The sequence below is a fragment of the Bifidobacterium sp. ESL0745 genome (assembly GCF_029433335.1).
Taxonomy (GTDB): domain Bacteria; phylum Actinomycetota; class Actinomycetes; order Actinomycetales; family Bifidobacteriaceae; genus Bifidobacterium.
Genome location: NZ_JAQTHX010000001.1, coordinates 1,007,656 through 1,029,923 on the forward strand (window position 1 = coordinate 1,007,656; position 22,268 = coordinate 1,029,923).

Sequence of the window (22,268 nt, forward strand, 5' to 3'; positions counted from 1 at the left end):
ACCGTTATTCCCGCTTTGGCTTCCCAAATTTAACCTGCAGTGAACAAAACTTGAGTCTACCTGACTCAAGTTTTGAAAATTGGCTTGATTGCTACGAATAGTCAAAGATTAAAAAGGGGTTCGTGAACAAGAATCTGGGATAACAGCCAAAATGCGTATCCAAAATTAGCCTTGAGACATTGAGAAAATAGCGGAAAAGGGAATTCGAATCTCTGCGCCCTAATCTTAAACAGCTTTTATTCCATATAGCAGAACACTTTTAAGCCTACTTTGGACACACAATGAGACCTATAACCCAAGAATCTGAACGAATTCACTGTTTATACCCGCATATCCGAATCCACAATGGCAAGTAAACAGAAACAGATCAATCGACCTTGACAACAATCGATTCGCTCCCCGCTTCGTTCCGCTAAAGCATCAAACCTATGAACACCTACTCGCTTTTGTACGGGTAATCGCGGCGACGCTTGGCCTGGAATTCACGGACACGCCTGATCTTGTTCTGCCGATTGAACTCGATGACCGAAACGCCATCGAAATCGTAGGCTTCTCCGTCGTTTTCCTTGGCCGCGAACGTCCAGAACACGGTAATCGAAGGCTGCCCTTCACGACCACGGGCGTGAGTGAAATTGGCTATCTTCCACATCGAGACGATCTGATGCCCCATCAAATCCTCAATCCAGTGATGAATCTGGTTGCGGTTTTCATAGATATGCCCGTTGCATTCCTCATATTCACAATCAGGGGCGAAAATCGCGTCGAACTTGTCGAAATCACGCATCACCCACATGTGGAAATAGTCGGAAATGGCACGCTCACGTTTGCGTGCTCTCGGTATCGATAACGTCACTGTCGCCATATTTATTATCATACGCCATGCAAACCGCACCACACGGCACAAATATCGATTTTCCTATGACATTCATGACACAAAATACACACGCGCCTGAAGCCGTTCTCAATAGCTTTGACCATTTTGCTGCCGCTCCTATAGACAAGCCGCAAAATATCGTATTACGAAAGACGCTCTTCGAGATACTCTTTCAGAACCACTGCCTGATTGTGCTCTGGATCCTTGGCTCCATAAAGCAACGTGACCCTTGACTGCTCGCGGCAGACGGCGACCAACTTGCCGACCGTTTCCGCATTGGCATCCAGTTCCATGCGATACTTCTCGGCAAACTCCTCGAACTTGGCCGGATCATGGCCAAACCACTTGCGCAATTCGGTGGTCGGTCCAATCTCCTTGAGCCACAGATCGAGCTTCGCTTTTACCTTCGAAATGCCACGCGGCCAAAGCCTGTCGACCAGCACGCGATACCCATCCGAATCCTCGGCCGCCTCATATACCCGTTTCAACGCAATCGTCATCATTCCCGCTCCTTTGGTTTTATATGCCCAGACTAGCGCAGGCAGGAACGGAATAACAGATATCAGTTCATCAGGAAATCGAGGATGTTCATACCCGCGTCAGTCTCGGCACGATAGAGCTCCGTATAGCCACATTGCGTGCAGCTGACAGTGATGAACTTCTTGTTCTGCACGTTGAACAGTTTGGCGACATCACCGCCCGTCGCCTGGAATTGGTCGGAAATATAATGCTGACAACCGCACTTCTCGCATACGTACTGTTTCTGTTCCATCGTCGGGCCTTTCTTTATATTTGTATATCCCTCAATAATCTATCTAACCATATGCGTTGGCATAAAAATCGCCACCTCCGAAACCCGTGCTTTCGGAAGCGGCGATATGTCACAATGAGATTTCGACTTGGCCTCAGACCAGAATCTCGTCAATCGGTTTGTCGCCATCGTAGAAGTCGATGGTCTTGCGCTTGGCGATATCTGCCGAAAGCACGCGGGCAATGACTGCTGCGACGTTGCCGCGCGAGGTCGCGCGCTGTTCGTCAGTTGCTGGCTTGCCGTCGATTATCGTATGGTCATCGGTCAAGACAATCTTGTCGGTTTCCGGCTCAAGCGTAAGCAGACCGGGACCGAGAATCGTATACTCGAGCGAAGAATCACGCAAGTGGGCGTCTGCATCGTGTTTGGACTGCGCATACGTGATGAACGAGTCGGGCCAGCCCATCTCCTGCGGGTCACGGTCAGACGTATCATACGAAACCATAACAAAGCGTCGAACACCAGCCCTTTCGGCCGCATCCATCGCGTTGACCGCAGCCTGGTAGTCGACGGCGTGGGTACGAACGTCATCCCCACCACCGGCGCCCGCCGAAAAGACCACCGCAACGGCGCCTTCGAAGAGCCCCGCGAAGTTGTCGACATTGGCATGCTCCATATCGAAGACCACCGGATTCGCGCCGGCCTTGCGCACATCATCCGATTGTGCCGGATTGCGGATGACCGCGTCCACTACAAATCCGGCCTCTTTCAGCTTCGGTTCGGCAAGCAACGCCACCTTGCCATGCCCACCGAGAACAACCACTCGTCTTTGATCAACCATATCGATTCCTTTCAAAAGGTTTAGATACCCATCATTGTTGATGAACCCCAATCACCATTACTATGCCATAAAAACCGATCTATGCGGACAAAGCAAATAATCGAACGTACCATTGCAAGATTTAGAGCTCAGCCAACTGTTGCTGTGCGTGCCGGAATCTTGATTCCATAAACGAAACGGAATGATTATCGATATGACGCAACCTAGCTCTTGCAATGGCCTGCTTGATAACAGAACCCAGCGTTCCCGCGTAATCCCGCGCTTCCTGCCGCGAAATGGCCTGGCAAAAACCGTTACTTTGCGTTTTCTCTCAAGGAATTCGAATAATGATTATCTCACTCGCTTGGGCAGAAGTTGACCGGCACGAACCATGCCCAGATCATGCGAATACGGGTCGGCCGCCTTGACCATGTAATCGGCCAGTTGAAGTATGCGGGCGACAGTAATCAGCGCGTCAGAGCGCACCGGCCTCCCGTGCTCGAGATTGGTCACCGTAGTCTCGCTGATCCCCGCGCGCTTGGCCACGTCGTTGACTCGCAGTCCCAGCAGCTTGCGCTGTGCCGCAAAGTGCTCCCCGATAATCCGCAAGTCTCGTTTGGTAGTCGTCGGCGTATATTTCATTTCTTACCTAACGCTTTAATCATTAGCATTCTACTGATTAAGTAGATTATACTATGACATACTAGTGCTTATAGATAAAGTCATAGCACAAAATACAACACTAATTTTCAAACCATTGGTTTAAGTGTCATTACAAAAACATTGTCGACAGTTTTAGTTAAGAATTGTAAATTATTTTGTCGTAGGCCTCCAATCTCAGCACTTTCTTTAATGAAACGTTCCGGAGATATATTCATCTGCGTTGCAAAGCAGCTAACTTCCGTATCATATAGTTGACTCGGTTTTGTTACCTTAAAAGTCATCTCTATTTGATTTTCTGAAAGCTGATATCTGAAATTTGGATCTTCCTGAGTTGGTGTTGGAGCACATTTCCAAAAAATTTTAGCAACTTTAGAAGTAACGGATGTAGAAGTTGCCCCAGCTGGAACATACCATTGAGCTGAAGACCCATAGCCACCCTCAAGATTCCTTTGTTTCACCATAAGATCGAGCCAACCGGTTGAACCATCAGAAGCTTGGGTACCAGTATCCATAATTTTGGATTGAATATTATAATTACCTTCAGAATTTACACGCCAGCCATGCTCTATTGTGCCGGCCTTTGTCAACTCAGCAGTTCCTAACCCAAGTTTTGAAGCAAAGCAGCCAACAATCTGGTCAGACCAAGCAGAGGGATAACTCACCCTCAACCATAATTCAGACTGATCATCAGATAAATCATAATAAAAATTATCATCATTTGGCTGAGACTGTGGAGAGCATTCCCAAAAAACACGTGCTATATCAGTCTTCTGACTCAATTGTGAGTCTTTGGGAGCATAAAATCGATTGTTGAATGAACCAAAACCCCCACCATCTTTCGTTGTCTCTGGATTGTTTAGCTTTTCCCCATTATCAGGAGTAGTCGTTTTTTTACCAGTATTTTTCTTCACACCATTAGTATTAGAAGATTGTTTTTCCGCAGAACTGTTGGAAGACCCTCCTACTATCGAAGAAGTAAGCCCTGTATAAATCCCTACAATCATCAGTACTGCCGAAAGAAGTAATCCCAAAACGGAAATGATTTTGATACGATTTTTATCCATTTTTTATCTCACTCCTTTCCATAATCATTAATATGCACAAGAAGCACTTGATTTTCTTCATCCAAACGTGTTGCATCATTCTGAAGTTGAGAAATTTTAGTTTCAATCATTCCCAACGCCAACTTTGCTGCCTCATAATCTGATTCTGCTTGATCCGCAAGACTTGTTAATTGATTCAGATATTTCAGCTCCTGTTGTTCTTCATCAAAACGCTTCTGACAAATATCTTGATATTCTTTTGCATCCTCAGGTGTGGTTGCGAGACCAGTCAACAAAGCTCGTAACATATTTTGAACAGCAAAATGGCTTTTATATCCGGTCGGAAGTTCAGATTCCAATTGATTAAATTCTTCCGAAAAATCGCTTAAACTTTCCTGCGATTGTTTATATGACTGAGCAAGCTTGGGCACCGCACGCTGAGCCTCTTTATACCGAGTATCCTGAATTACTGCACTTAGGAAAAGAAAGAATCCCAAAGCTCCGCCAACGGCAGCGATGTTCCATTGACTTGTGAAGATACACGCCAGCAGAGTAAACGCAAGAACGATAAAAGCAACAACAATTTCAACCTTCGAACTCGTTGAAAATGAATTACTCCTAGCAACGGCAAAGTCCTGACGCTGCTTCTTTTTGTCTGTCTCTTCAAGAGTCTCAAAATCCTGGTTAAGGGTAGAAAGCTTTCCAATCAATTGAGAACGGCTGAGATCATTCACTTCCATCATTGAACCTCCCTTAAAACGTCATCAGGATTTTCGTTGTGCCGGCTAACGATATTTCTTAAGTCGTTGTTTCTGTCCTTAATCGGCTTATACCGACCACGCCATTCTTCGAGCGCACGAGTTGCCTCAACAATTTTTACAGTTCTAAGAATTTCAGTTTTTCGCTCATAATCTGCTCGACGTTCTTGCTGTTCAGCTTGTCGCTGCTGGAGGTCCTGAATGATTTGTGTATGCTTTTCAATCTCATATTCTTCAGCGATATCAGCAATTGAATCGTTGCTATTCTTTAAATGCTCGATGAAATAGCTCAATTCATTTGCATGACGATACTCATTCGGGATCAATCTCAACTCTTCGCCATATTCCTCTCGCATCTGGCCCAAGCCTTCAGTGAGTTCTTCGGATTTCTTTTCCATTCCCGGAATTTCGTTGAGTAGAGTTTCGCTTGTCTGTTTCTTTTTTAACGCAATAGGTATCAAGATAAGACCAGTACAGATTGGGATCAAACAAATCCACAGGTATCGTTGAGGAAGAACCCCGAGGATGCCAACACCCGTCACTATCAAGAAAATGGCAAAAGTTAGCGAGCGATAATAAGAATCTCGTTTGCCCTCGTAATCTTTACGAGCCTTGTCAGTCATTGAATCCGCAGCATTTTTCACCTTGTCAAAAACGGTGACTACGGGAATCATGCTCGTCAAAAACTGAATCAACTCGTCATGAGAGTATCGATCAATAGTCTCAACTTTTCGTAACGCAGCTGCCAAGGGAATCTCCTATTCTAAAAATTCGAAAATCAGTCTGTAGTCTGCTCCATATCATCAAGCTCATGACCATCATTGTCAGAAAGAGCCTGCTTGCTTTTCAGATATTCAAACATGTCATTTTCGAAACTAAGCATTTTTCAACAGCATTGCGAAGTTTCTTGGCATTATCTTCCTCATCCTTTCCCAACTCATTAACTCTCAATTTGTCGGTTTCATCGATGCCGGTATCAATCGTGTATATTCTGCGCAAGTCCAATTCTTTGTTACTTGTCTTTTCTATTCCTCCTCGTTCAGAGCAATAGTGTTGCAGCATATCCATCTTGTTAAGAATCCGTGTTGGTTGGCCGGCACGGTGTATTTCAAAAACAATACTGGGCTTTTGAAGTCCACCCGGCCCTGGATAAACCCAATAGTTATAACTCGCATATGGCTCCGTCCACGCACCCGAATGTGTCTTATTCTCCAGGTACTCATTCATTCTCGAAGTAGTAAAGAACAGATAATCACTAGTTGAATCTTCCGGCTCACAATCGTTAATATCAATATCATCCTTCTGTTTAAATTCATTCAAAACCTTTAGATACATTTGTCTTAATTCAGTGTTTATCCCATCATTATCCGGCACAGCCCGATCATGGACAAGATCAAAAACAGCAGGATATTTCCTATAGAGATTTAAAGCCAAGTCATCAAGTTCGTCGTTTTTCACAAGATTCTCCTTCTCCAAAAAGTCAATGTAATCATCAATGAGTTCTTTTGCTCGACCTCGTGCCAAGGTCTCGATGGATTTCAAAACCGTGACTATGGATGTATACGAAAGCGTCAACCAACTATCAGGTTCATCACTTTGATCTTCAGGAACCCGCTCACCTTTGGGAGTAAGGAAGATATATATTTTATGTGCGTATCCTGCATAGGTGTTTTCAACATATTCTCGATAGCGAAACAGCTGATTATCATGCAGCCACGCATCAACCTTGTTCTCGATGCATATCACCATACGATTATCAAGTGTTTTCACCAAAATATCTATGTGCGCTTCTCGTTCACGAACCACCTCAATCTCAGTAAGATCATCGGCAGCTAACGATGCAAAATCATTCGCAAGCTCATCTGAATGGTGATTTTGAATGTTTTCTCGATACAACTGGGCAAGAAGACGACGTATAAACAGGTCCCCCAGTCCATGTGGAGATGCCGGATCCATCAGCCAAGCCAAAAACGCCGAATGCTTAATCTCCTGACGCCCCATGTCAATAACATCAAAAACATTCACACGGCTTAATCTTTGGCTAAGTTTGTTAAATTGCGGATCCGAAAGCAACTTCATTGCCTGCACCATGACAGAATCCTCTTCAGCCATCAGCGTTCGCTCCTTTGCTCTGGTTTTGAAATGGTTACGATGAACTTTCTTGTTCTTAAAGTCGTAACCAATCAAACACTTTAATTATTATCCCGCTTTACTCAGTTATCTGTATTGGCATTAAACCTCTAATACAGATTTTACATTTTAGAAAACCAAAAACTCTGCTCTAGCCTACGAATCAATCCCCGTTCTTTAAATACCTCATTGCAGCAGGGAAGAGCCTCGATTCTCGGATTTTATGTTTATACAATTAATTCTTCTTTCCTTTATCTTTCATAAAAGTTATCTTATATAAAAGATAATAAGATTATAGATGTACAAACTATTTCTTTTAACTTGCATTTGCCAATTATTCGCGATTGAGAATCTTGATATTTTTCTTCACTTCATCAGGAGCAAGAATATCGTACTCATCAAAATATGCAATCGGATTTTTGGAATTGTTGCGCTTAAGAGTCTTACCTAACCATGCATCATATTTATGTTCTACCGGTTCACCAATGAAACCCATGCGCAAATCCTCGCGCTTAATCAGGCCACGAATCTTGGCCACACAAACGACGACGTTTTCAGGATTGAGAATGACCGCCAAATCGCAGCGTACAGCGCGACCTGGCTCAAGCTTCCACCAGCTGTTGCCAGCATGCCACACTTCTTTGGGTGACATACCCTCCTGCCAGCCTACGAATTCGCGGTAGCCACCTTCGGGCAACTCTTCATGACGAACTGGCCTGCGAGGACCAAGTTTCATAGTAACAATCTCGCTCAAAGAAACCTACCTTGTTGAATCAAAACTTTTATACTAGTTTCCACGATAGTAAGCAAGCTGCACAGATTTAGAGACAAAACTTAATCAAGCAGAAACCAACTCTCCGTGAGAATCATATTCGTAGGAGTGATCGTATAAGTAGGCTGGAGAAATATCGATACTACCGTTTTGCCACATCGGAATGCCATGTATGACCTTGACGTTCTCAAAGACGGCTTCATCACGTAATGGTTCAAAAGCTGGGACTTTGTCAAATAGTTCGGTAAAATCACACAAACGAGTTTCACCAGTGGAAAAGGTGACCAGCATAATATGGTCATCGGTCACACGTACCGACTCGGCCTTCAACTCCTTTGTAGGAGCATCCGCATACACGATGCCATTTACTTCAAACATTTGGCGTCTCCTTATGAGAGCGGCTTAATCCGGTCAAACGAATGCCCGGCTACTGCTTTGTTCCACGCTTCATACAGCTCATCTTCATGCAATACTAGCCAAGCTGCCACTAGCTTATACTGCTTTGCAGGAAGAGAACCAGCCAAAAGCTGTCCATCGAGGCCAATAGACGCTTCAAAATCACCGTAATAGACATGAACATGCGGACGATGATGCTCTTTCTCGTCCTGATACATCATTCGTATCACGATCCCGAAAAATCTACTTACCTCCGGCATTTTGTCACCCGCCTCGTCTTGCTTTCAGGTTCTATTGTATAAGAAAACTGTAAGCCTTAAACATTTAAACTAGTTTTATAATTGCGAATCCTCGTCACTGCGCTGTACAAGACCAGCATCGAAGAATTGCACCAGTGACGTTGCAAGACCAACCGCAACTGTTGCTTCCTCAACGGTGACCGGCTGAGATTCGACACCGCCATGCCTGTCATGTTGACCGCGCCATAATAAACCAATCATATCGAGCAGCGTTTGTGAAGAAGTAGAACGTTGATCTTCCTTCAGCATGGGCAATCGCCAATTTTTTTGATCACTCATCTGGTTCAAAACCGTCCCAAGAGTGGCCTTTGAGTTTTGAGGGGAAACCACAGGAATTGCAGCATCTTCCACAGATTTAATTGCATGGGAATAAGCCTCACCAGGCTTTGGATCTATTCCATAAAGACATTCCCAAGCTTTGGACAATTCGATACCAGCATTACCCGAATGGGTCATCACCGCATTTGCGACCTCTTGAACTCCCTTTGGCACTCGTCGTATAAGACCAGGACGGCCAGCTCTTGCATGTTCCGATACAAGCCAAGCGGACTTACTCCGTTCTAGAATCTTATCCAACTTGCCTGCGTCTACATTATCAAAAAACGCAAGAATATAATCAGCAAGAATTAATGGATTCGAAACACGTTCAAGTTCAAACATCGCCTGATCCAATTGGTCAGTTCCATCACTTTCATAGTGAATTTCTTTGTTTAAATCAGGAAAACGAATTTGCAAAATTTGGCACATTTGCTCTGTCTCGGCTACCCTCAATCCATAAATCGGGTGTCGGCCCCCATACAAATCTTCTCTATACGTAGCAAGACAAGTTATGCTTTCTCTTACCCAAGCCCAAAATGGTGCGCTCATCCAATCTGGTACACCATCATGCAGCGCATCATATTCGGCTATTTCTTCTTCGGAGTCCACACCCAAAGGTCTCCAAACCTCTTCATCCATCAATGTAACCTCCTGTCTAAAGCATTACGATAATTATCTTTAAGATACAACAAGGTGGTTCATTACTCGAATACAATGAACCACCTTGAAAATATAACTAAGTTTTTCAGCTCACACGTTGAACTTGAAGTCTACGATGTCGCCGTCCTGCATCACGTAGTCGCGGCCTTCCTGGCGGAGCTTGCCTTCCTCCTTGATCTCGTTCATGCTGCCGTTGGCGGCGACGAAATCGTCGTAGGAGACGATGTCGGCCTTGATGAAGCCACGCTCGAAATCGCTGTGGATCACGCCGGCGGCCTGCGGGGCGGTCCAGCCCTGATGGATCTGCCAGGCGCGCACCTCCTTGACACCAGCGGTGAGGAAGGTCTGCAAACCGAGCACGTCGAAGCCAACGCGTGCCAACTGGTCGAGGCCGGATTCCTTCAGCCCGGCATCGGTCAACATCTCGCGGGCGTCGGCCTCGTCGAGGTCGGTCAGGTCGGACTCGAACTGGGCGTTCAAGAAAATCGACTGCGCTGGAGCAACGGAATCGGCAAGTTGCTTCTGATAATCCTTGTCGGAAAGCTCGTTGTCGTCGACGTTGAAGACGTAGATGAACGGCTTGGCGGTCATCAGGTGCAGGTCGTAGATGTCGGCCTTGTCGATCTTGCCGGCGGATGCGGCGTGGTCGATGGTCTCTCCCTCGCTCAGGATCGACTGCGCCTTCTTGACCGCGTCCATGTATTCCTGCGTGACCTTCTTGCCGCGCAGCTCCTTCTCGAGCTTGGGCAGCGCATTCTCGATGGTCTGCAGATCGGCGAGCATCAGCTCGGTGTTGATGGTGTCGATGTCGTCGGACGGGTCAACCTTGCCGTTGACGTGGACGATGTCATCATCCTTGAAGGCGCGCACGACCTCACAGATCGCGTCGGCCTCGCGGATGTTGGCCAGGAACTTGTTGCCCAAACCTTCACCCTCGGAAGCACCCTTGACGATGCCGGCGATGTCGACGAACGTGACGGTAGCCGGCACGATCTTCTCGGTGCCCACCAGCTTGGCGAGGACGGGAAGCCGCTTGTCGGGCAACGGCACGATGCCGGTGTTGGGCTCGATGGTGGCGAACGGGTAGTTTTCCGCAAGCACGTTGTTGCGGGTCAGGGCATTGAACATGGTGGACTTGCCGACGTTGGGCAGACCGACGATTCCGATAGTTAAAGACATACCTCAAGTCTACCGGCGAACCGGACGAAGAAACTCAATCCTGCAGCGGTACGAACGCCTCGAAAATGAAATAATCGAAATCGGAACGGCATTGGGCGAGTTCCTCGGCGCTGCGCGGGGTCCAAGCCACGGGGGTAGCGCCAAGCGCACGCGCCGCCCGGACTTGCGCCGAACGCCCACCATGCCAGTCATAAGCCACGAAATCAGGGCGCGAAACCCAGTTGAATCCGAATTTTCCGGCGATCCAAGTCAGCAAACCGTCAACAGACTTGGCCGAGAAAGGTGCTGACGCCGAAAGCTGCCCGCGGAAAACCTCGGGACGGCAGTGCCGATACCAGCGCATGGCCATAGGGTTGAACGATTCCACCACATACGGGCCATCGTAGGCACGCAGCAGCGCGTCGCCGCTTTCCATCAGCAATCGTTGGCGAGCGCCCCACGTGGTGCCTTCGAACTTGTATTCGACGATAATCGGTACACGTCCGGCGACGACTTTGAGCACGTCGGAAAACAGGGGGACATGCTGGTATTGGCTTTGCTGCGGCAACGGCATGATTTTCTCGGCCTGAACCTCGGCAGGCGTGAGGATTTCTGCCTTGGCATCACCATAAACGCTGGGGTTGGGGAACAGCGGAATATGGCGCAGTTGGTCATACGTGAGATCCGCTATACGTTGGTCGCAGCCGGCCACGCGAAGCAAATCCGGGTCGTGGACCACCACAACCTTGTCGTCGGCGGTGAGCTGGAGGTCGAGTTCGATGCCATAGCCGGCCTCGCAAGCGGCAGCGAAAGCAGCAAGCGAATTTTCAGGAGCAATGGACCGGTCGTCATTCCCCGAACCCAAACCGTAGCCCGCCCGACGTGCCATACGACGAGCAAGCCGGATATAATCACCGTCGGTTTGGCCGTACTGCTTGGTCAACCCCGATCCGGCATCGTGAAGACCACGATGGGCATACCAGACGTTTGGCATTCCGGGAACGTTGTTCGTCTCCCTGTCTTTTTGCGAACGCGGGGCCAACACCCACGCCGCCGCCCCGGCAAACGCCGCACCGCCCACCAACGCCCGAGACAGCCAGGAAGCAACCCCTTTCTTGGACGCTTTCGACTTGGTAACCTGCCGATTTGTGGCATGCTTTGACATTATCGTTCTCCTGCCGTTACTTCAACCATACGTCTCGTTTTATCGTATATGATGCGCGTGAAATAGATGATGGAAGCTGACCTGCCGAAAAAGAACAAGGCTAGTTTACCGGATTGTTCAACATTTCATACCTGACATGATTCAAGGTTTCAACAGCAGTTTGGAAAATCCAAATCTTCTGCAATCTGTATTTTTGAAAGCCATGTTTGTACCCGCGCCTTTACCGACGATCACGGTGATGGATATGGATATGCGGTATTCTTCCTTTGACGATAACCGTCAACGCATCGGTCAGGGTATGAATGAAGTGTCCTTCTTCACGTTCGGCGGCGACGATAGCACGCGCGGCCGGCCCCATGATCGGGTTGTCAAGATGCGGGACGAGACGGAAATCGACCAGATGGAGCCCCGTCATATCATGCAGCGAAGGGGCCGCGCTACGCTCGTCCATTTCGCTGATATAGCCGATGTCAGGCCCGGCGACAACGGCACCCGCGGAGACCCCTACATAGGTTTTGCCTTTGGCCACTTGCTGGACAATGATGTCGGCGGCCCCGGAGCGCCGCAGCTCATGAAGCAGGAAAAAGCTGTTGCCGCCACCCACCCAAATGATGTCACAGGTGGACAGAATATATCGAATCTCCTTGTAACTCGCACGGGCCACTTCAAGCAGGTGCACGCGGAATCCGGAGGCACGCAGCATCCATCGGACCAAGGGCCGAAGGTAACGGGACATCTCCTTGTTATCCGCCGTAGGTATATAGGCGATGCGCGGATGGGAATGACGGGCATGACGTCTGGGAACCATAGTGAGCAGTGAACGGAGGGCGGGGATAGCACTTGATGCCAAAAGTACCCTACCCATATTGGTTCACCTTCGATCCTTGCTCGTTTTCCGCTTCACCTTTCGACGCGATAATCCGCCGATTGTTTCATCATAACGCCAAAAGCAAGCGATACTCCGTGAGATTAACTATACAAATATCAATAGTCTTTCCTATCGATGTCCTCCTCATATCACGAAACCGAATCGCCGGGAACACTTTGCCATTCAGCCGTTTTGAATGGCGTCGACCCCGGAAATCACCGCACCACGGAACCCTTGCTTTTCCAGCTCGGTAACGCCTTTGATGGTGGTGCCGCCCGGCGAGCAGACCGCGTCCTTCATCGCACCAGGATTGGTGCCGGTGGCCATGTAGAGCGCGCCGACACCCTCGGTCATCTTGGCGGCAAGACGATAGGCGGTTTCACGCTTGAGACCATACTTCACACCGGCATCGGCAAGCGCCTCGATATACATGGCGGTGAACGCGGGCGCACAGCCGGCCACGGACGAACCGATGTCCATCAACGGGGTGTCGACACGCTCAATCAGCGCAATCGGCGAGAACAACGCCTCGAAAGTCTCGCGCTGGGCATCGGTCAAGGTGTTGGCGTTTTCGGTGACGAGGATGCCCTGACCGACCTCGATGGGAGTGTTGGGGATGACGCACTGCACATGCGCGCCATCGCCCAGAAGCTCCTGAAAATAATCGAGGTCGCGGCCGGCGGCGATGGAAACGATGAATTTGCCATCGGTTTTCAGCTCGTCCAGCACATCGGCGAGCGCAGTTTCGATCTGGTTGGGCTTAACCGCTATGACCACCACATCCGCGGCGGCGACCGTTTCCACAGCACTGTGCGCGGCTTTGGCGCCAATGACTGCCGTGGCTTGTTCGGCCTTATCGAAATGGCCGGAATTCGCCACGATATGTGCGCCGTCAACGACTCCCCCGTTGACCAGGCCTTTGGCGATACCCTGCGCCATATTGCCGAAACCGATGAATCCGACCGTCACGTCCTGTGCCATGAAAGCTCCTTGCCGAAAAGAATGATTGGAACCGATACTTCCCTAATCCTAAACCATCAGCAAAAGCGACGCACTGCCGAAAAACCGATAACACGGGCAAAAACAGGGATTGCGGCATACAATAATGGGAAATCCCACTATCCGTCTGCCGCAATCCCTGTCAACAACAACCCATATATATGCCATGTCTTCTAGAACAGACTCTCCAGATCGCCGCGGTCAAGGGCCTCGCGATACAGATGATCGAAAACCTTGCCACCATGATGGATGCCGTCATGCTGGTATTCGTTGGTAACCCAGGCGTGCGAGTTGCCCACGCGAGAAAGCGTGTCGAGCTGCATGCCGGAGTCGACGTACATGTCGTCGAAATAAACCGCCGCCTGAAGCGGGACGTCGTTGCGCTTGAGCTGGTTGGTGTCATAGATCTTGCCGAAATGGGTCTCGCCCATCAGCTCCTCAACCGCCGGCTTGAACGGCCTCAAGGCACGTTCCTGCTCGAACATCCATGGGAACATCGCCTCGCCGGTGAACAACAGCGGGCGATGGCCGACATCGAATTCCGGATGCTCGTCGCGAACCTGCTGGGCAGCCCAGCCGATAGGTTCGTCGAGTTCACCGTCGGCATAGATGAACTCCTGCAGCGGCCAATACAGTGGATTGGACGACGTGGCTTCCATCACGGACTCAAGGAACTGGTCGGAAAGCGGGGAACGCTTGTTTTCAGATCCGTCACCGGCACTAAAGGCGATATCCATCAGCCAGTGCAGGCGCTCCGGGCTGGGCTGCATGCCGAAATCGCTTCCCAAGGTCTGCAGGCGTTCAACGGTCAACGGGTCGCCGTTGGGCAGGGTGATGGCGGACTTGCCTTTATGCGCGGCAAGTTTGTCGGCAACGGCGGCCACCCGTTCGACATCCTGCGGATAGCGCTGATAATACAGACGTGTTTTCTGTGCCATTCGCGGGAACGTATGCTCATAGACTTCACGCGCATTGGCTGGGACATGCGGAATCCCACCCATCGTGAAGCTGGCGTTCACGCCTTCCGAATACGAGGAAAGATAGACGAGGGTGAGGAACCCGCCGTAGCTCTGGCCAAGGGTCACCCATTTCTTGCCGCCGAATTCGGTGCGACGCAGATGTTCGAAATCGCGCACAATGGAACCCGCCAGAAAAGCCCTGAGATAGTCGGCCTGCGCCCGCGCTCCTTCGATGCGACGCATCGCATTGGAATCAACGCAGGAGGAACGGCCGGTACCACGCTGGTCGGGCAGAATGACACGGAAATGCTTGATAGCCTCAGCGATCCATCCATCGCTTGATGGGTTCAACGGACGAGGACCGGCACCACCGGGCCCGCCCTGCAGGAAAATCAGCAGCGGCAGATCATCGTGGACATGCTCCGGAGCCGTGACCACGCGGTAAAACAGGCTCAACGACTCCCCCGCGAATCCCTTGCCGGGGTCGTTGCCGCGCCAATCAAGCGGCACTTTGATGGAACGGTCCTCAACCGCGAGTCCCGGTACATAATATTTGGTCAGCAATGTCATGTTGCCCTCTTCTCCACATCGAAACACCTATGAAATCACTGTATAACACACCTATGGCATACGAAGGGCAAACTACTGAAATTTGTCTGGAAATTTTTTTATATCAATAATTTGTATTGCAGATACGAAACAGGCAAGAGACACCTGAGGGTGACAGCAAGACAAGCGCAGCAAATGCGGAGTCCTGCTGCCCGCTGCCAGAGCACATTCCCATCTCCCCAATCATTCCTGAGCACGATACCGGAGACAACCGCCCTGCGATAGGCTTGAGCCATGAGCAAGATACGGCGGTTCGGCAAGTGGCTGGCACGGAACCCGGTGGCCGGTGACTCCCTATTGGCACTGGCGGCGCTCTTCTTCGCCTGCATCAGCACGACCACCGATGAAGGCGGGCTGTGGGTCGGCTACAGCGAAAGCTGGCAGATTCTGTGGTCGTGCGGGCTAATTATCCCTGTAATTTTCCGTCGAAGCCATACGCAAGGTGCGGCGCTCGTTTTCGCTTCTCTTGCCGTTTTGCAGCTTCTCACCGGACCAAGCTACGTATTCGGCGACCTGCTTGCGTTGGTGATGCTGTATTCAGTTATTGTTTACGGCGATCCCGCACGCAGCAAGGTCTTCATCACTCTGGCGTTTGTTATCGGCATCGCTGCAGCGCCAATCATCACCTGGGGCTCGGAGGTCGGGCCGCTATACAATTCTGGGAACGCGGGCGACTCGGCAAGTCAGGTCTACTATTCTTGCCATACCGTTTATACTTCTGGACTGAGCGGATCCTGCAGCAAAAACCTCGCCGGAACCGCATTTTTCCTGCTCGCCTGCATCGTCACCGCGCTTGCCGCCACATGTTTTATGGGTTATCGCTCACGCACGAGGCTGGCCACCGCGTCCTTGCTGCGTGAACGCAACGAGGCGCTGGCCGCGCGCGAGCAGGAGGATCTTGACATCGCCCGCACCGCCGAGCGCGCCCGCATCGCCCGCGACATGCACGACGTAGTGGCCCACACGCTTTCCACCATCATTGTCCAGTCGGACGGCGGCAGGTATGCAGGCGCGAAAGACCCCGCAAAAGCGCGGGAAATCATGGAGACCATCAGACACGAATCGCAGCGTGCACAGCACGATATGGATGGTCTGCTGAGCACGTTCGGTGGGAACTCACACGCCGGTTATGGCGATATCCCAGCGCTTGTTGCACAGGCCGACACAACCGCCTGCGCCGCCGACGGAAACGTAATACGCACTATCGGCAACGACACCAAACCGCAGCCAGAACGCTTAAGCGACAAAGCCCAATCCGCGCTGTACCACGCCGTACAGGAGGCACTGACCAACGCTCGCAAATACGCCGGCACTGGCGTTATCGTTGAAGTCTCGGAAGCCTGGAACGACAACGGTCTGCATTTGACCGTGCGAGATAACGGCAACGGGACCTCCGCCTCACTTGACGGCCACCGTCCCGGCTACGGGATCACCGGTATGCGCGAACGCATCGAGGCTGTGGGTGGAACGGTTGTCGCCGGACCTCGCGTGGGCGGCGGTTTCGAGGTCGACGTCACTTTGCCGTTTGATACAACCGCGAAAATATCGCACGATACAGCGGTATCAGCACAGGCAATATCTTCCCCTCACACAGAAGCTTCATTGCAGACTGCTGACGGATCAATCGATGACCAAACGACAAATCGGGAGCTTGGCGATCGGGAAACCGTCAACGAGTATACAAACCATAGCAAAGGCAGCAATAACGAAGCAGGCAATCGTCAAGTCGACAATCATGAACCCATAACAACGGAATCGAACGATCAACAATACATAAATACGTTATCGGTCAATCACAAAATCGATAATGACAAACCTGTCAACACCCAATCAGCCAATCGCGGGCCCAACAACGAGGAACCGGCCAAACAGAGCGCCGATACTCGCAAATCCTTCAATGCCACAGCAAACAATCACCCAACCGACAATAACGAATCCGATAATCACTATGCTAGCCTCGCTAATTCATCTTCCGACGGCAGCGAGCGCAACAAACCAAATGGCATAGAGACACATCACCATCCCCTTTTTGCAAAGCTCTTGGCAAATACGAACAGCTCCACAACAAAACCGGCAACCAGACAGGCATCGGCCGATCTCAATTGGGCGGAACGGGTATCCCGCTTCTTTGCACAGCATTACATATTGGCCGATGCCATCATCGCGCTGGTTTTAATGGGCCTGATTTTCCCTTGGACTGTGCTGACGTTCCGCTACAACGACGGCACCCACATCATGGTGTTCGGCTCTTCGGCGCGTGCCTCGAGCGCCACACTGAAGCTCGCGGACTTCGTTGTCAGTCTCATCGTATTTATCGCCCTGGTGCTTCGCCGACGTTTCCCGCAGTCCGCCGCGGCTGTCATGGTCGTTGCGGCGACTTTCTCACTCTGCTTTCTGGAAGAAATACCTTCGGCCGTGCTATACGCTCCGCTCTCGTTGTATTCCGTATGCCTTTATGGCAAAAATCACTCACGCCGGTGGGCAAGCATCGCCGCAATCGTGGATTCCATACTGTTCGGCCTCCGTTTCGCCGGATCGTTTGTCGGCTATCCGACGCTGGTGGATTGGGTGTTGAACCGGCAACACTATTCGGGGGTTTACGCGACACGAGGCAGCTACCCGCACGAAATCATCGGACTGATATTCCTCGCATTGGCCATATGCGCCGTAGCCATCGGAGCCGCGCTGTGGGTTCGCGCCAACGGCACGAACGCCATGGTGCTCGAGGCACGGCACGAGGCTTTGGAAGCGGAAAGTGTCAAGAAACAGGTTCAGGCGGCCAACAGCGAACGAGAACGGATCGGTGCGCAGATACGCGGCGAAGTGAGCGAGACGCTGGCCGGCGTTATCTCCAAAGCCGACGCGGGGCTTGCCATGCTGGATGCCGATGCAGCCTCTGACGTAACCACTTCCCCACAAGCCATTACCGATGCCTTCCGTGCCATAGGCGAACAAGGTCGCGAAGCGCTGGCTCATATGCGCGAACTGCTACGCGTCCTGCGCGAAACCGGCGGCAGCGATGACAATCCAGCCACGTCCCAGCTACTGTTGCATCCTGTTGTCGGAATGGAGAACAGAGAAAAATGAATTGGGTTTTCTGCGTTTACTCGTAATAGTGAAATAAAATCATCGAAATCATAAATTATTTTTGATAATGTTTCATACACTCACTGACTATAGAATCCCATGGGTTTGCCGCCGCGTCTTGCTAACCTTGAGGTATGAGTGAAACACAGCCTATCCGAGTCCTTATCGCCGATGATCAGGAGCTGGTGAGGGCGGGTTTCGCCATGGTCATCGATTCGCAGGACGATATGGAAGTGGTCGGCCAAGCCTCCAACGGCGACGAAGCGGTGTCGCTGAGCCTCGATCTGAAGCCAGATGTGGTACTGATGGACGTGCGCATGCCCGGCACCGACGGCATCGAGGCGACGAAGCTCATCATCGACGCGGAACGCGAGACGGGGAACGAAGCTACAAAAACCCATGTCATTATTCTGACGACATTTGATCTGGACGAGTACGTGATGAGCGCCATCGACGCCGGTGCCTCCGGATTCTTGTTGAAAGACACCGAACCGGAAACGTTGCTCTCCTCAATTCGCACGGTCTATCAAGGCAACGCCATCATCGCGCCGAGCGCCACCAAGCGGCTTATTGAGAAAATGGTCGACGGCGAGCTAGGTGCGACGCGGGCCACAGCAAAGAGTTCCGGCGGTGTTATCAATGCAGGGAATGCCCGAAATGCCGGCAATTTTAATACTGCCGAGAATGCTCAAAACAACGAAAATCTCAACAATGACAGCTTCCACCACAATGGAAGTATTAGTAATGCAAATAATGCTGATTATTCCAACACGATAACTGGCAGCAATACCGCCAGCAGTGCCGACAACGATAATTCCAACGTTCAAGTTCCACAGCAAACCGCCGATAACGCACCACTTCCCTACCACGACCCGGCGGTCGATACACTGACCGATCGCGAGCGCGAGGTGCTGGTCGAAATCGCGCACGGCCTGTCCAATCAGGAAATTGCGGACAAGTTGTGCATCAGCCTGCCGACGGTCAAAACCCACGTCGCCCACATCCTGCAGAAGACCTACTCGCGCGACCGCGTGCAGGCCGTCGTCTTCGCCTACGACAACAAACTGGTATAAATTTCAGAAAAATATAAAAAATCCGTTCACTTTCGTACTGACAAGCGAACGGATTTTTTATTGGCTGACGACGCTACGGCCTCACTACGCCTCGGCGAGGGCGGCGACGGGCGGGGTCTTCACCGCACGACGGGCCGGGAAGATGCTCGAGACCAGAGCGGCGAGCGCAGCAATCAAAAGCACCGCACCGTTGAACTTCCAGTCGAAGAGGTAGGCCGTCTTGCCGTAGAGACTGAAGACCATGTAGGAGCCGAGCCAGCCGAACGCGGTGCCGAGGATGACGCCGACCACGCCGGAGACCAGCGAGATGAGCAGCGCCTCACAGGCCAAGGAACGCTTGAGCTGGCCGCGCGTCATGCCGATGGCGCGCAAGGTGGCCGATTCGCGGGTGCGTTCGATCACCGACAGACTCAGCGTGTTGGCTACGCCGATCAGTGCGATGAGCACGGCGACGGCGAGCAGTGCGATGAGCACCTTCATGATGGTGTCGATCTGCGTGTCCCAGGTGACACGATCAGCGATCGGGCCGGAGACGTTGATGCCGTCGGTGGAGCCCAAGGCGCTTCGCACGGCGTCGAATGTGTCACTGACGCTCGCTGCATTCGTATCGAACTTGGTCAGGAGCATGTGGCCGTCGGTTTTGACGTTGCTATTGGCAAGCGTCGACTGGTCGACGAAGACGACCATGGAATACATGCCGGTGAGCTTGCGGTAATCGACCTGCGTGACCTTCATTGCGGGCAGGCTGATATGGTTCTTGGAACCATCCTTGCCGACATTGATGAAATCGACGGTGTTGTTCGCGAAACTCAGCTTTTCGCCGGTTTGGGCGTTGTTGAGGGGAGCAAGCACCGTTCCAGAGGCGATAGTGCCGGAAGAGAGATCCGTGCGCATTACCTTCTGCAAGGCCTGCTTGTCGTTGACGCCGACCAAAAGAGCGCTGAGATTCTTGCCTTTGACATTCGCCGTAGCGGTGGGCAGGAAGAGGGTATCCGAAATACCCTTGACCTTGGCGACCTTATCGGCGGTGTGCTTGGTCAGGCCGTTGCCTTCGGCAACCATGTCGACGCTGTAATGCGAATCGAGGGTGGAATCCATGGTCTGTTTGCCGCAGGCCGCGCCGGTGGCGATGGTGGAGACCAAGGTGACACCAATTAGCAGGGCGACGCCGGTGGCGGCCACGCGACGCGGGTTCTTCTGGATGTTCGCGTTGGCGATGTTGGCGGACGGGCCGATATGGGCGACCAATGCACCAATGCCGCGCATCAGCACCGGCAGCCAGAACGTGGCGGTGATGGCCAGGCCGATGAAGAGCAAGGCGCAGCCGCCCATGGCGGAGAACAGCGCATATTCGTAAGTGGTATCACTGCCGTTGCTTGGTGATGGAGTGTTGATGATGGAAGGCATACGGCTCGCGCCGAGTGCGCAGCAGACCACACCGAGCACAATCATCAAAGTGCCCAGCACACCACGCACCCTGCCGGCCTTGCGCGTATCGGTGACCTCGATCGGACGCAGAGCCTCAAGCGGGGTGACGGCCGTCGCGGAACGCGCGGAGCCGATGGAGGCAAGCACCGTCATGACGATGCCGAAAGCCAGCGGCACTACGATGACCGGCCAAGTGACGATAATGCGCATCGCCTGACCGTTGATACTTCCGGCCTTCGTGACACCCAGCAGCGCCATGAGCCCGATGGCCGCGAGAATGCCAAGAACAGAAGCGATAAGGCCCAGTACGCCAGCCTCGAAAAGCACGGAACGGTAGAGCTGGCCTTTCTTGGCCCCGATGGTGCGCAGCAGGGCAAGCGTACGACGGCGCTGGGCAATCATGACCTGGAAGGTGTTGGCGATGACCAAGGCCGCGACGAACATGGCAAGGATGCCGAAGACCATGAGGAAGATCTTCACCGGCGAGCTGCCGTTGGCGCTCAGGGACTTCATCTCCTCGTCGCCGATATGCTGGCGGGTGTCGACGCTCATCTTCTTGCCGAGGATCTGCTTGACCTGGGGTATGGCCGTTGCGGCCTTGGCCGGGTCGACATTGAAAACGAGCCCGTTGGACGGTACGTCATTGAAGGAACCCACATTGTATAGCGTCGCCAGCACTTGCGGCGAGACCAAGGTGACGCCGCCATAGACGGTATAGCTGCCGTTTTGGTCGCGGGTCAGACCCACCAACGTCGCGTCGGCGGTAGGAACATTGCCGGAACCACCCTCGGAAAGGGTGAGTTTGAACGTATCGCCGATCTTCATATGCATCTTGTCGGCCATCTTCTCAGGAATCGCGGCCTCATCGGCCTTGAGCGGGCTATGCCCCTTGACCACCTCGACCGGCTGGAGCCTGTCGCTGGCGGAGCCCAGACCGTACATGGTTGTGGACGAGCTGTCGCCCTTCTTAACATGGCCGTCGCCGTAGACCACGGGCTGTGTGGCGGTGACGCCATCGACCTTTTCAATTTCGTCGGCCTTGAAGGTGCCGACCGTCGGCGGGGCGTCGTCGCTGTAGGTGCTGCTGTCGCCACCGTTCGAGCCTTTCAGCACCGCGACATAGTCGGCCTGCATAAATCGCGAGGTCAGCTGCGTGCGCAACGAGTCGTCCATCGAGTTGCCGAACAGGAAGGTCGCGGCGATGAACGCGGTGCCGATGAGGATGGCGATGCCGGCGGGAATGAGCATCTTCCCGCTCTTTTTCATAAGTTTGAGTGTTACCGAGAGCATTTTGGTTCCTTTTGCTTTTCGTCTGCAAGTTCGTTTTCCGGGTGATTGATGGAGGTCGCTCGCTGTGTTTCGCTTCGGCTTTTGAATGTCAGCTGGATTGTTTGCAGCTACAACTGCTACTATTTGACGATTTTCATCATTGCGTCAA

21 protein-coding genes are annotated in these 22,268 nt (G+C 51.8%); 2 read left to right on the forward strand and 19 right to left on the reverse strand.

Going from position 1 to position 22,268, the window contains the following annotated elements:
- Positions 1-436: 436 nt before the first annotated feature.
- The 18 genes from PT275_RS03900 to PT275_RS03985 form a co-directional block, all read right to left on the reverse strand.
- The gene (locus tag PT275_RS03900) at positions 437-862 is read right to left on the reverse strand and encodes a nuclear transport factor 2 family protein (RefSeq protein ID WP_277152522.1); all 426 of its coding nucleotides are present in this window, start codon (positions 860-862) and stop codon (positions 437-439) included.
- A gap of 155 nt (positions 863-1,017) precedes the next feature.
- Positions 1,018-1,374 carry a DUF488 domain-containing protein gene (locus tag PT275_RS03905; RefSeq protein ID WP_277153654.1) on the reverse strand — a complete coding sequence of 119 codons (357 nt, stop codon included), beginning with the start codon at positions 1,372-1,374 and terminating at the stop codon, positions 1,018-1,020.
- Between the two features lie 62 nt (positions 1,375-1,436).
- On the reverse strand, positions 1,437-1,646 hold the full coding sequence (locus PT275_RS03910) for a zinc ribbon domain-containing protein (protein ID WP_277152524.1): 210 nt from the start codon (positions 1,644-1,646) through the stop codon (positions 1,437-1,439).
- Between the two features lie 133 nt (positions 1,647-1,779).
- Complete coding sequence (locus PT275_RS03915; protein ID WP_277152526.1) at positions 1,780-2,466, reverse strand: SDR family oxidoreductase; 687 nt, start codon at positions 2,464-2,466, stop codon at positions 1,780-1,782.
- Positions 2,467-2,796: 330 nt separating this feature from the next.
- A complete protein-coding gene (locus tag PT275_RS03920; protein WP_277152528.1) occupies positions 2,797-3,087 on the reverse strand; it encodes a helix-turn-helix transcriptional regulator in 291 nt (96 codons plus the stop codon).
- A 107-nt stretch (positions 3,088-3,194) separates the two neighbouring features.
- Positions 3,195-4,172 carry a hypothetical protein gene (locus PT275_RS03925; RefSeq protein ID WP_277152530.1) on the reverse strand — a complete coding sequence of 326 codons (978 nt, stop codon included), beginning with the start codon at positions 4,170-4,172 and terminating at the stop codon, positions 3,195-3,197.
- 8 nt (positions 4,173-4,180) lie between these two features.
- Positions 4,181-4,894: a hypothetical protein gene (locus tag PT275_RS03930; protein ID WP_277152532.1), complete on the reverse strand. Its 714-nt coding sequence runs from the start codon at positions 4,892-4,894 to the stop codon at positions 4,181-4,183.
- The gene (locus PT275_RS03935) at positions 4,891-5,658 is read right to left on the reverse strand and encodes a hypothetical protein (protein WP_277152534.1); all 768 of its coding nucleotides are present in this window, start codon (positions 5,656-5,658) and stop codon (positions 4,891-4,893) included. The genes PT275_RS03930 and PT275_RS03935 overlap by 4 nt, the downstream gene beginning before the upstream one ends.
- A 97-nt stretch (positions 5,659-5,755) precedes the next feature.
- The gene (locus PT275_RS03940; protein WP_277152536.1) at positions 5,756-7,021 is read right to left on the reverse strand and encodes a PD-(D/E)XK nuclease family protein; all 1,266 of its coding nucleotides are present in this window, start codon (positions 7,019-7,021) and stop codon (positions 5,756-5,758) included.
- 352 nt (positions 7,022-7,373) lie between these two features.
- A complete protein-coding gene (locus PT275_RS03945; RefSeq protein ID WP_277152538.1) occupies positions 7,374-7,793 on the reverse strand; it encodes a protein-(glutamine-N5) methyltransferase in 420 nt (139 codons plus the stop codon).
- Positions 7,794-7,877: 84 nt separating this feature from the next.
- Positions 7,878-8,189, reverse strand: a complete 312-nt coding sequence (locus PT275_RS03950; protein ID WP_277152540.1) for a DUF2442 domain-containing protein — start codon at positions 8,187-8,189, stop codon at positions 7,878-7,880.
- An 11-nt stretch (positions 8,190-8,200) separates the two neighbouring features.
- Positions 8,201-8,467: a DUF4160 domain-containing protein gene (locus tag PT275_RS03955; protein ID WP_277152542.1), complete on the reverse strand. Its 267-nt coding sequence runs from the start codon at positions 8,465-8,467 to the stop codon at positions 8,201-8,203.
- A gap of 75 nt (positions 8,468-8,542) precedes the next feature.
- Positions 8,543-9,466, reverse strand: a complete 924-nt coding sequence (locus PT275_RS03960; protein ID WP_277152544.1) for a hypothetical protein — start codon at positions 9,464-9,466, stop codon at positions 8,543-8,545.
- A 108-nt stretch (positions 9,467-9,574) separates the two neighbouring features.
- Positions 9,575-10,663, reverse strand: a complete 1,089-nt coding sequence (ychF, locus tag PT275_RS03965) for a redox-regulated ATPase YchF (protein WP_277152546.1) — start codon at positions 10,661-10,663, stop codon at positions 9,575-9,577.
- A 34-nt stretch (positions 10,664-10,697) separates the two neighbouring features.
- Positions 10,698-11,807 carry a glycerophosphodiester phosphodiesterase family protein gene (locus PT275_RS03970; protein ID WP_277152548.1) on the reverse strand — a complete coding sequence of 370 codons (1,110 nt, stop codon included), beginning with the start codon at positions 11,805-11,807 and terminating at the stop codon, positions 10,698-10,700.
- A 220-nt stretch (positions 11,808-12,027) separates the two neighbouring features.
- Positions 12,028-12,672 (reverse strand): Type 1 glutamine amidotransferase-like domain-containing protein, encoded by a 645-nt coding sequence (locus PT275_RS03975; RefSeq protein ID WP_277152550.1) that lies wholly within the window; start codon positions 12,670-12,672, stop codon positions 12,028-12,030.
- Between the two features lie 186 nt (positions 12,673-12,858).
- Positions 12,859-13,656, reverse strand: coding sequence for a pyrroline-5-carboxylate reductase (gene proC, locus PT275_RS03980; RefSeq protein ID WP_277152552.1), 798 nt, complete (start codon positions 13,654-13,656; stop codon positions 12,859-12,861).
- Between the two features lie 191 nt (positions 13,657-13,847).
- Complete coding sequence (locus tag PT275_RS03985) at positions 13,848-15,203, reverse strand: alpha/beta fold hydrolase (protein WP_277152554.1); 1,356 nt, start codon at positions 15,201-15,203, stop codon at positions 13,848-13,850.
- A 273-nt stretch (positions 15,204-15,476) separates the two neighbouring features.
- Between PT275_RS03985 and PT275_RS03990 the strand changes: the two genes are divergently transcribed.
- Both PT275_RS03990 and PT275_RS03995 read left to right on the forward strand, forming a co-directional pair.
- Positions 15,477-18,329 carry a histidine kinase gene (locus PT275_RS03990; RefSeq protein ID WP_277152556.1) on the forward strand — a complete coding sequence of 951 codons (2,853 nt, stop codon included), beginning with the start codon at positions 15,477-15,479 and terminating at the stop codon, positions 18,327-18,329.
- 134 nt (positions 18,330-18,463) lie between these two features.
- The gene (locus tag PT275_RS03995; protein ID WP_277152558.1) at positions 18,464-19,402 is read left to right on the forward strand and encodes a response regulator transcription factor; all 939 of its coding nucleotides are present in this window, start codon (positions 18,464-18,466) and stop codon (positions 19,400-19,402) included.
- A gap of 84 nt (positions 19,403-19,486) precedes the next feature.
- Here PT275_RS03995 and PT275_RS04000 read toward each other — a convergent pair whose 3' ends face one another.
- Entirely contained in the window at positions 19,487-22,120 is a 2,634-nt protein-coding gene (locus PT275_RS04000) for an FtsX-like permease family protein (RefSeq protein WP_277152560.1), read from the reverse strand.
- Between the last annotated feature and the right edge of the window lie 148 nt (positions 22,121-22,268).

Excerpts from the sequence above, each read along its gene's own strand:
- PT275_RS03900 (WP_277152522.1), bottom strand. The coding sequence starts at position 862 with ATGGCGACAGTGACGTTATCGATACCGAGAGCACGCAAACGTGAGCGT.
- PT275_RS03905 (WP_277153654.1), bottom strand. The coding sequence starts at position 1,374 with ATGACGATTGCGTTGAAACGGGTATATGAGGCGGCCGAGGATTCGGAT.
- PT275_RS03910 (WP_277152524.1), bottom strand. The coding sequence starts at position 1,646 with ATGGAACAGAAACAGTACGTATGCGAGAAGTGCGGTTGTCAGCATTAT.
- PT275_RS03915 (WP_277152526.1), bottom strand. The coding sequence starts at position 2,466 with ATGGTTGATCAAAGACGAGTGGTTGTTCTCGGTGGGCATGGCAAGGTG.
- PT275_RS03920 (WP_277152528.1), bottom strand. The coding sequence starts at position 3,087 with ATGAAATATACGCCGACGACTACCAAACGAGACTTGCGGATTATCGGG.
- PT275_RS03925 (WP_277152530.1), bottom strand. The coding sequence starts at position 4,172 with ATGGATAAAAATCGTATCAAAATCATTTCCGTTTTGGGATTACTTCTT.
- PT275_RS03930 (WP_277152532.1), bottom strand. The coding sequence starts at position 4,894 with ATGATGGAAGTGAATGATCTCAGCCGTTCTCAATTGATTGGAAAGCTT.
- PT275_RS03940 (WP_277152536.1), bottom strand. The coding sequence starts at position 7,021 with ATGGCTGAAGAGGATTCTGTCATGGTGCAGGCAATGAAGTTGCTTTCG.
- PT275_RS03950 (WP_277152540.1), bottom strand. The coding sequence starts at position 8,189 with ATGTTTGAAGTAAATGGCATCGTGTATGCGGATGCTCCTACAAAGGAG.
- PT275_RS03955 (WP_277152542.1), bottom strand. The coding sequence starts at position 8,467 with ATGCCGGAGGTAAGTAGATTTTTCGGGATCGTGATACGAATGATGTAT.
- ychF (WP_277152546.1), bottom strand. The coding sequence starts at position 10,663 with ATGTCTTTAACTATCGGAATCGTCGGTCTGCCCAACGTCGGCAAGTCC.
- PT275_RS03970 (WP_277152548.1), bottom strand. The coding sequence starts at position 11,807 with ATGTCAAAGCATGCCACAAATCGGCAGGTTACCAAGTCGAAAGCGTCC.
- PT275_RS03975 (WP_277152550.1), bottom strand. The coding sequence starts at position 12,672 with ATGGGTAGGGTACTTTTGGCATCAAGTGCTATCCCCGCCCTCCGTTCA.
- proC (WP_277152552.1), bottom strand. The coding sequence starts at position 13,656 with ATGGCACAGGACGTGACGGTCGGATTCATCGGTTTCGGCAATATGGCG.
- PT275_RS03985 (WP_277152554.1), bottom strand. The coding sequence starts at position 15,203 with ATGACATTGCTGACCAAATATTATGTACCGGGACTCGCGGTTGAGGAC.
- PT275_RS03990 (WP_277152556.1), top strand. The coding sequence starts at position 15,477 with ATGAGCAAGATACGGCGGTTCGGCAAGTGGCTGGCACGGAACCCGGTG.
- PT275_RS03995 (WP_277152558.1), top strand. The coding sequence starts at position 18,464 with ATGAGTGAAACACAGCCTATCCGAGTCCTTATCGCCGATGATCAGGAG.
- PT275_RS04000 (WP_277152560.1), bottom strand. The coding sequence starts at position 22,120 with ATGCTCTCGGTAACACTCAAACTTATGAAAAAGAGCGGGAAGATGCTC.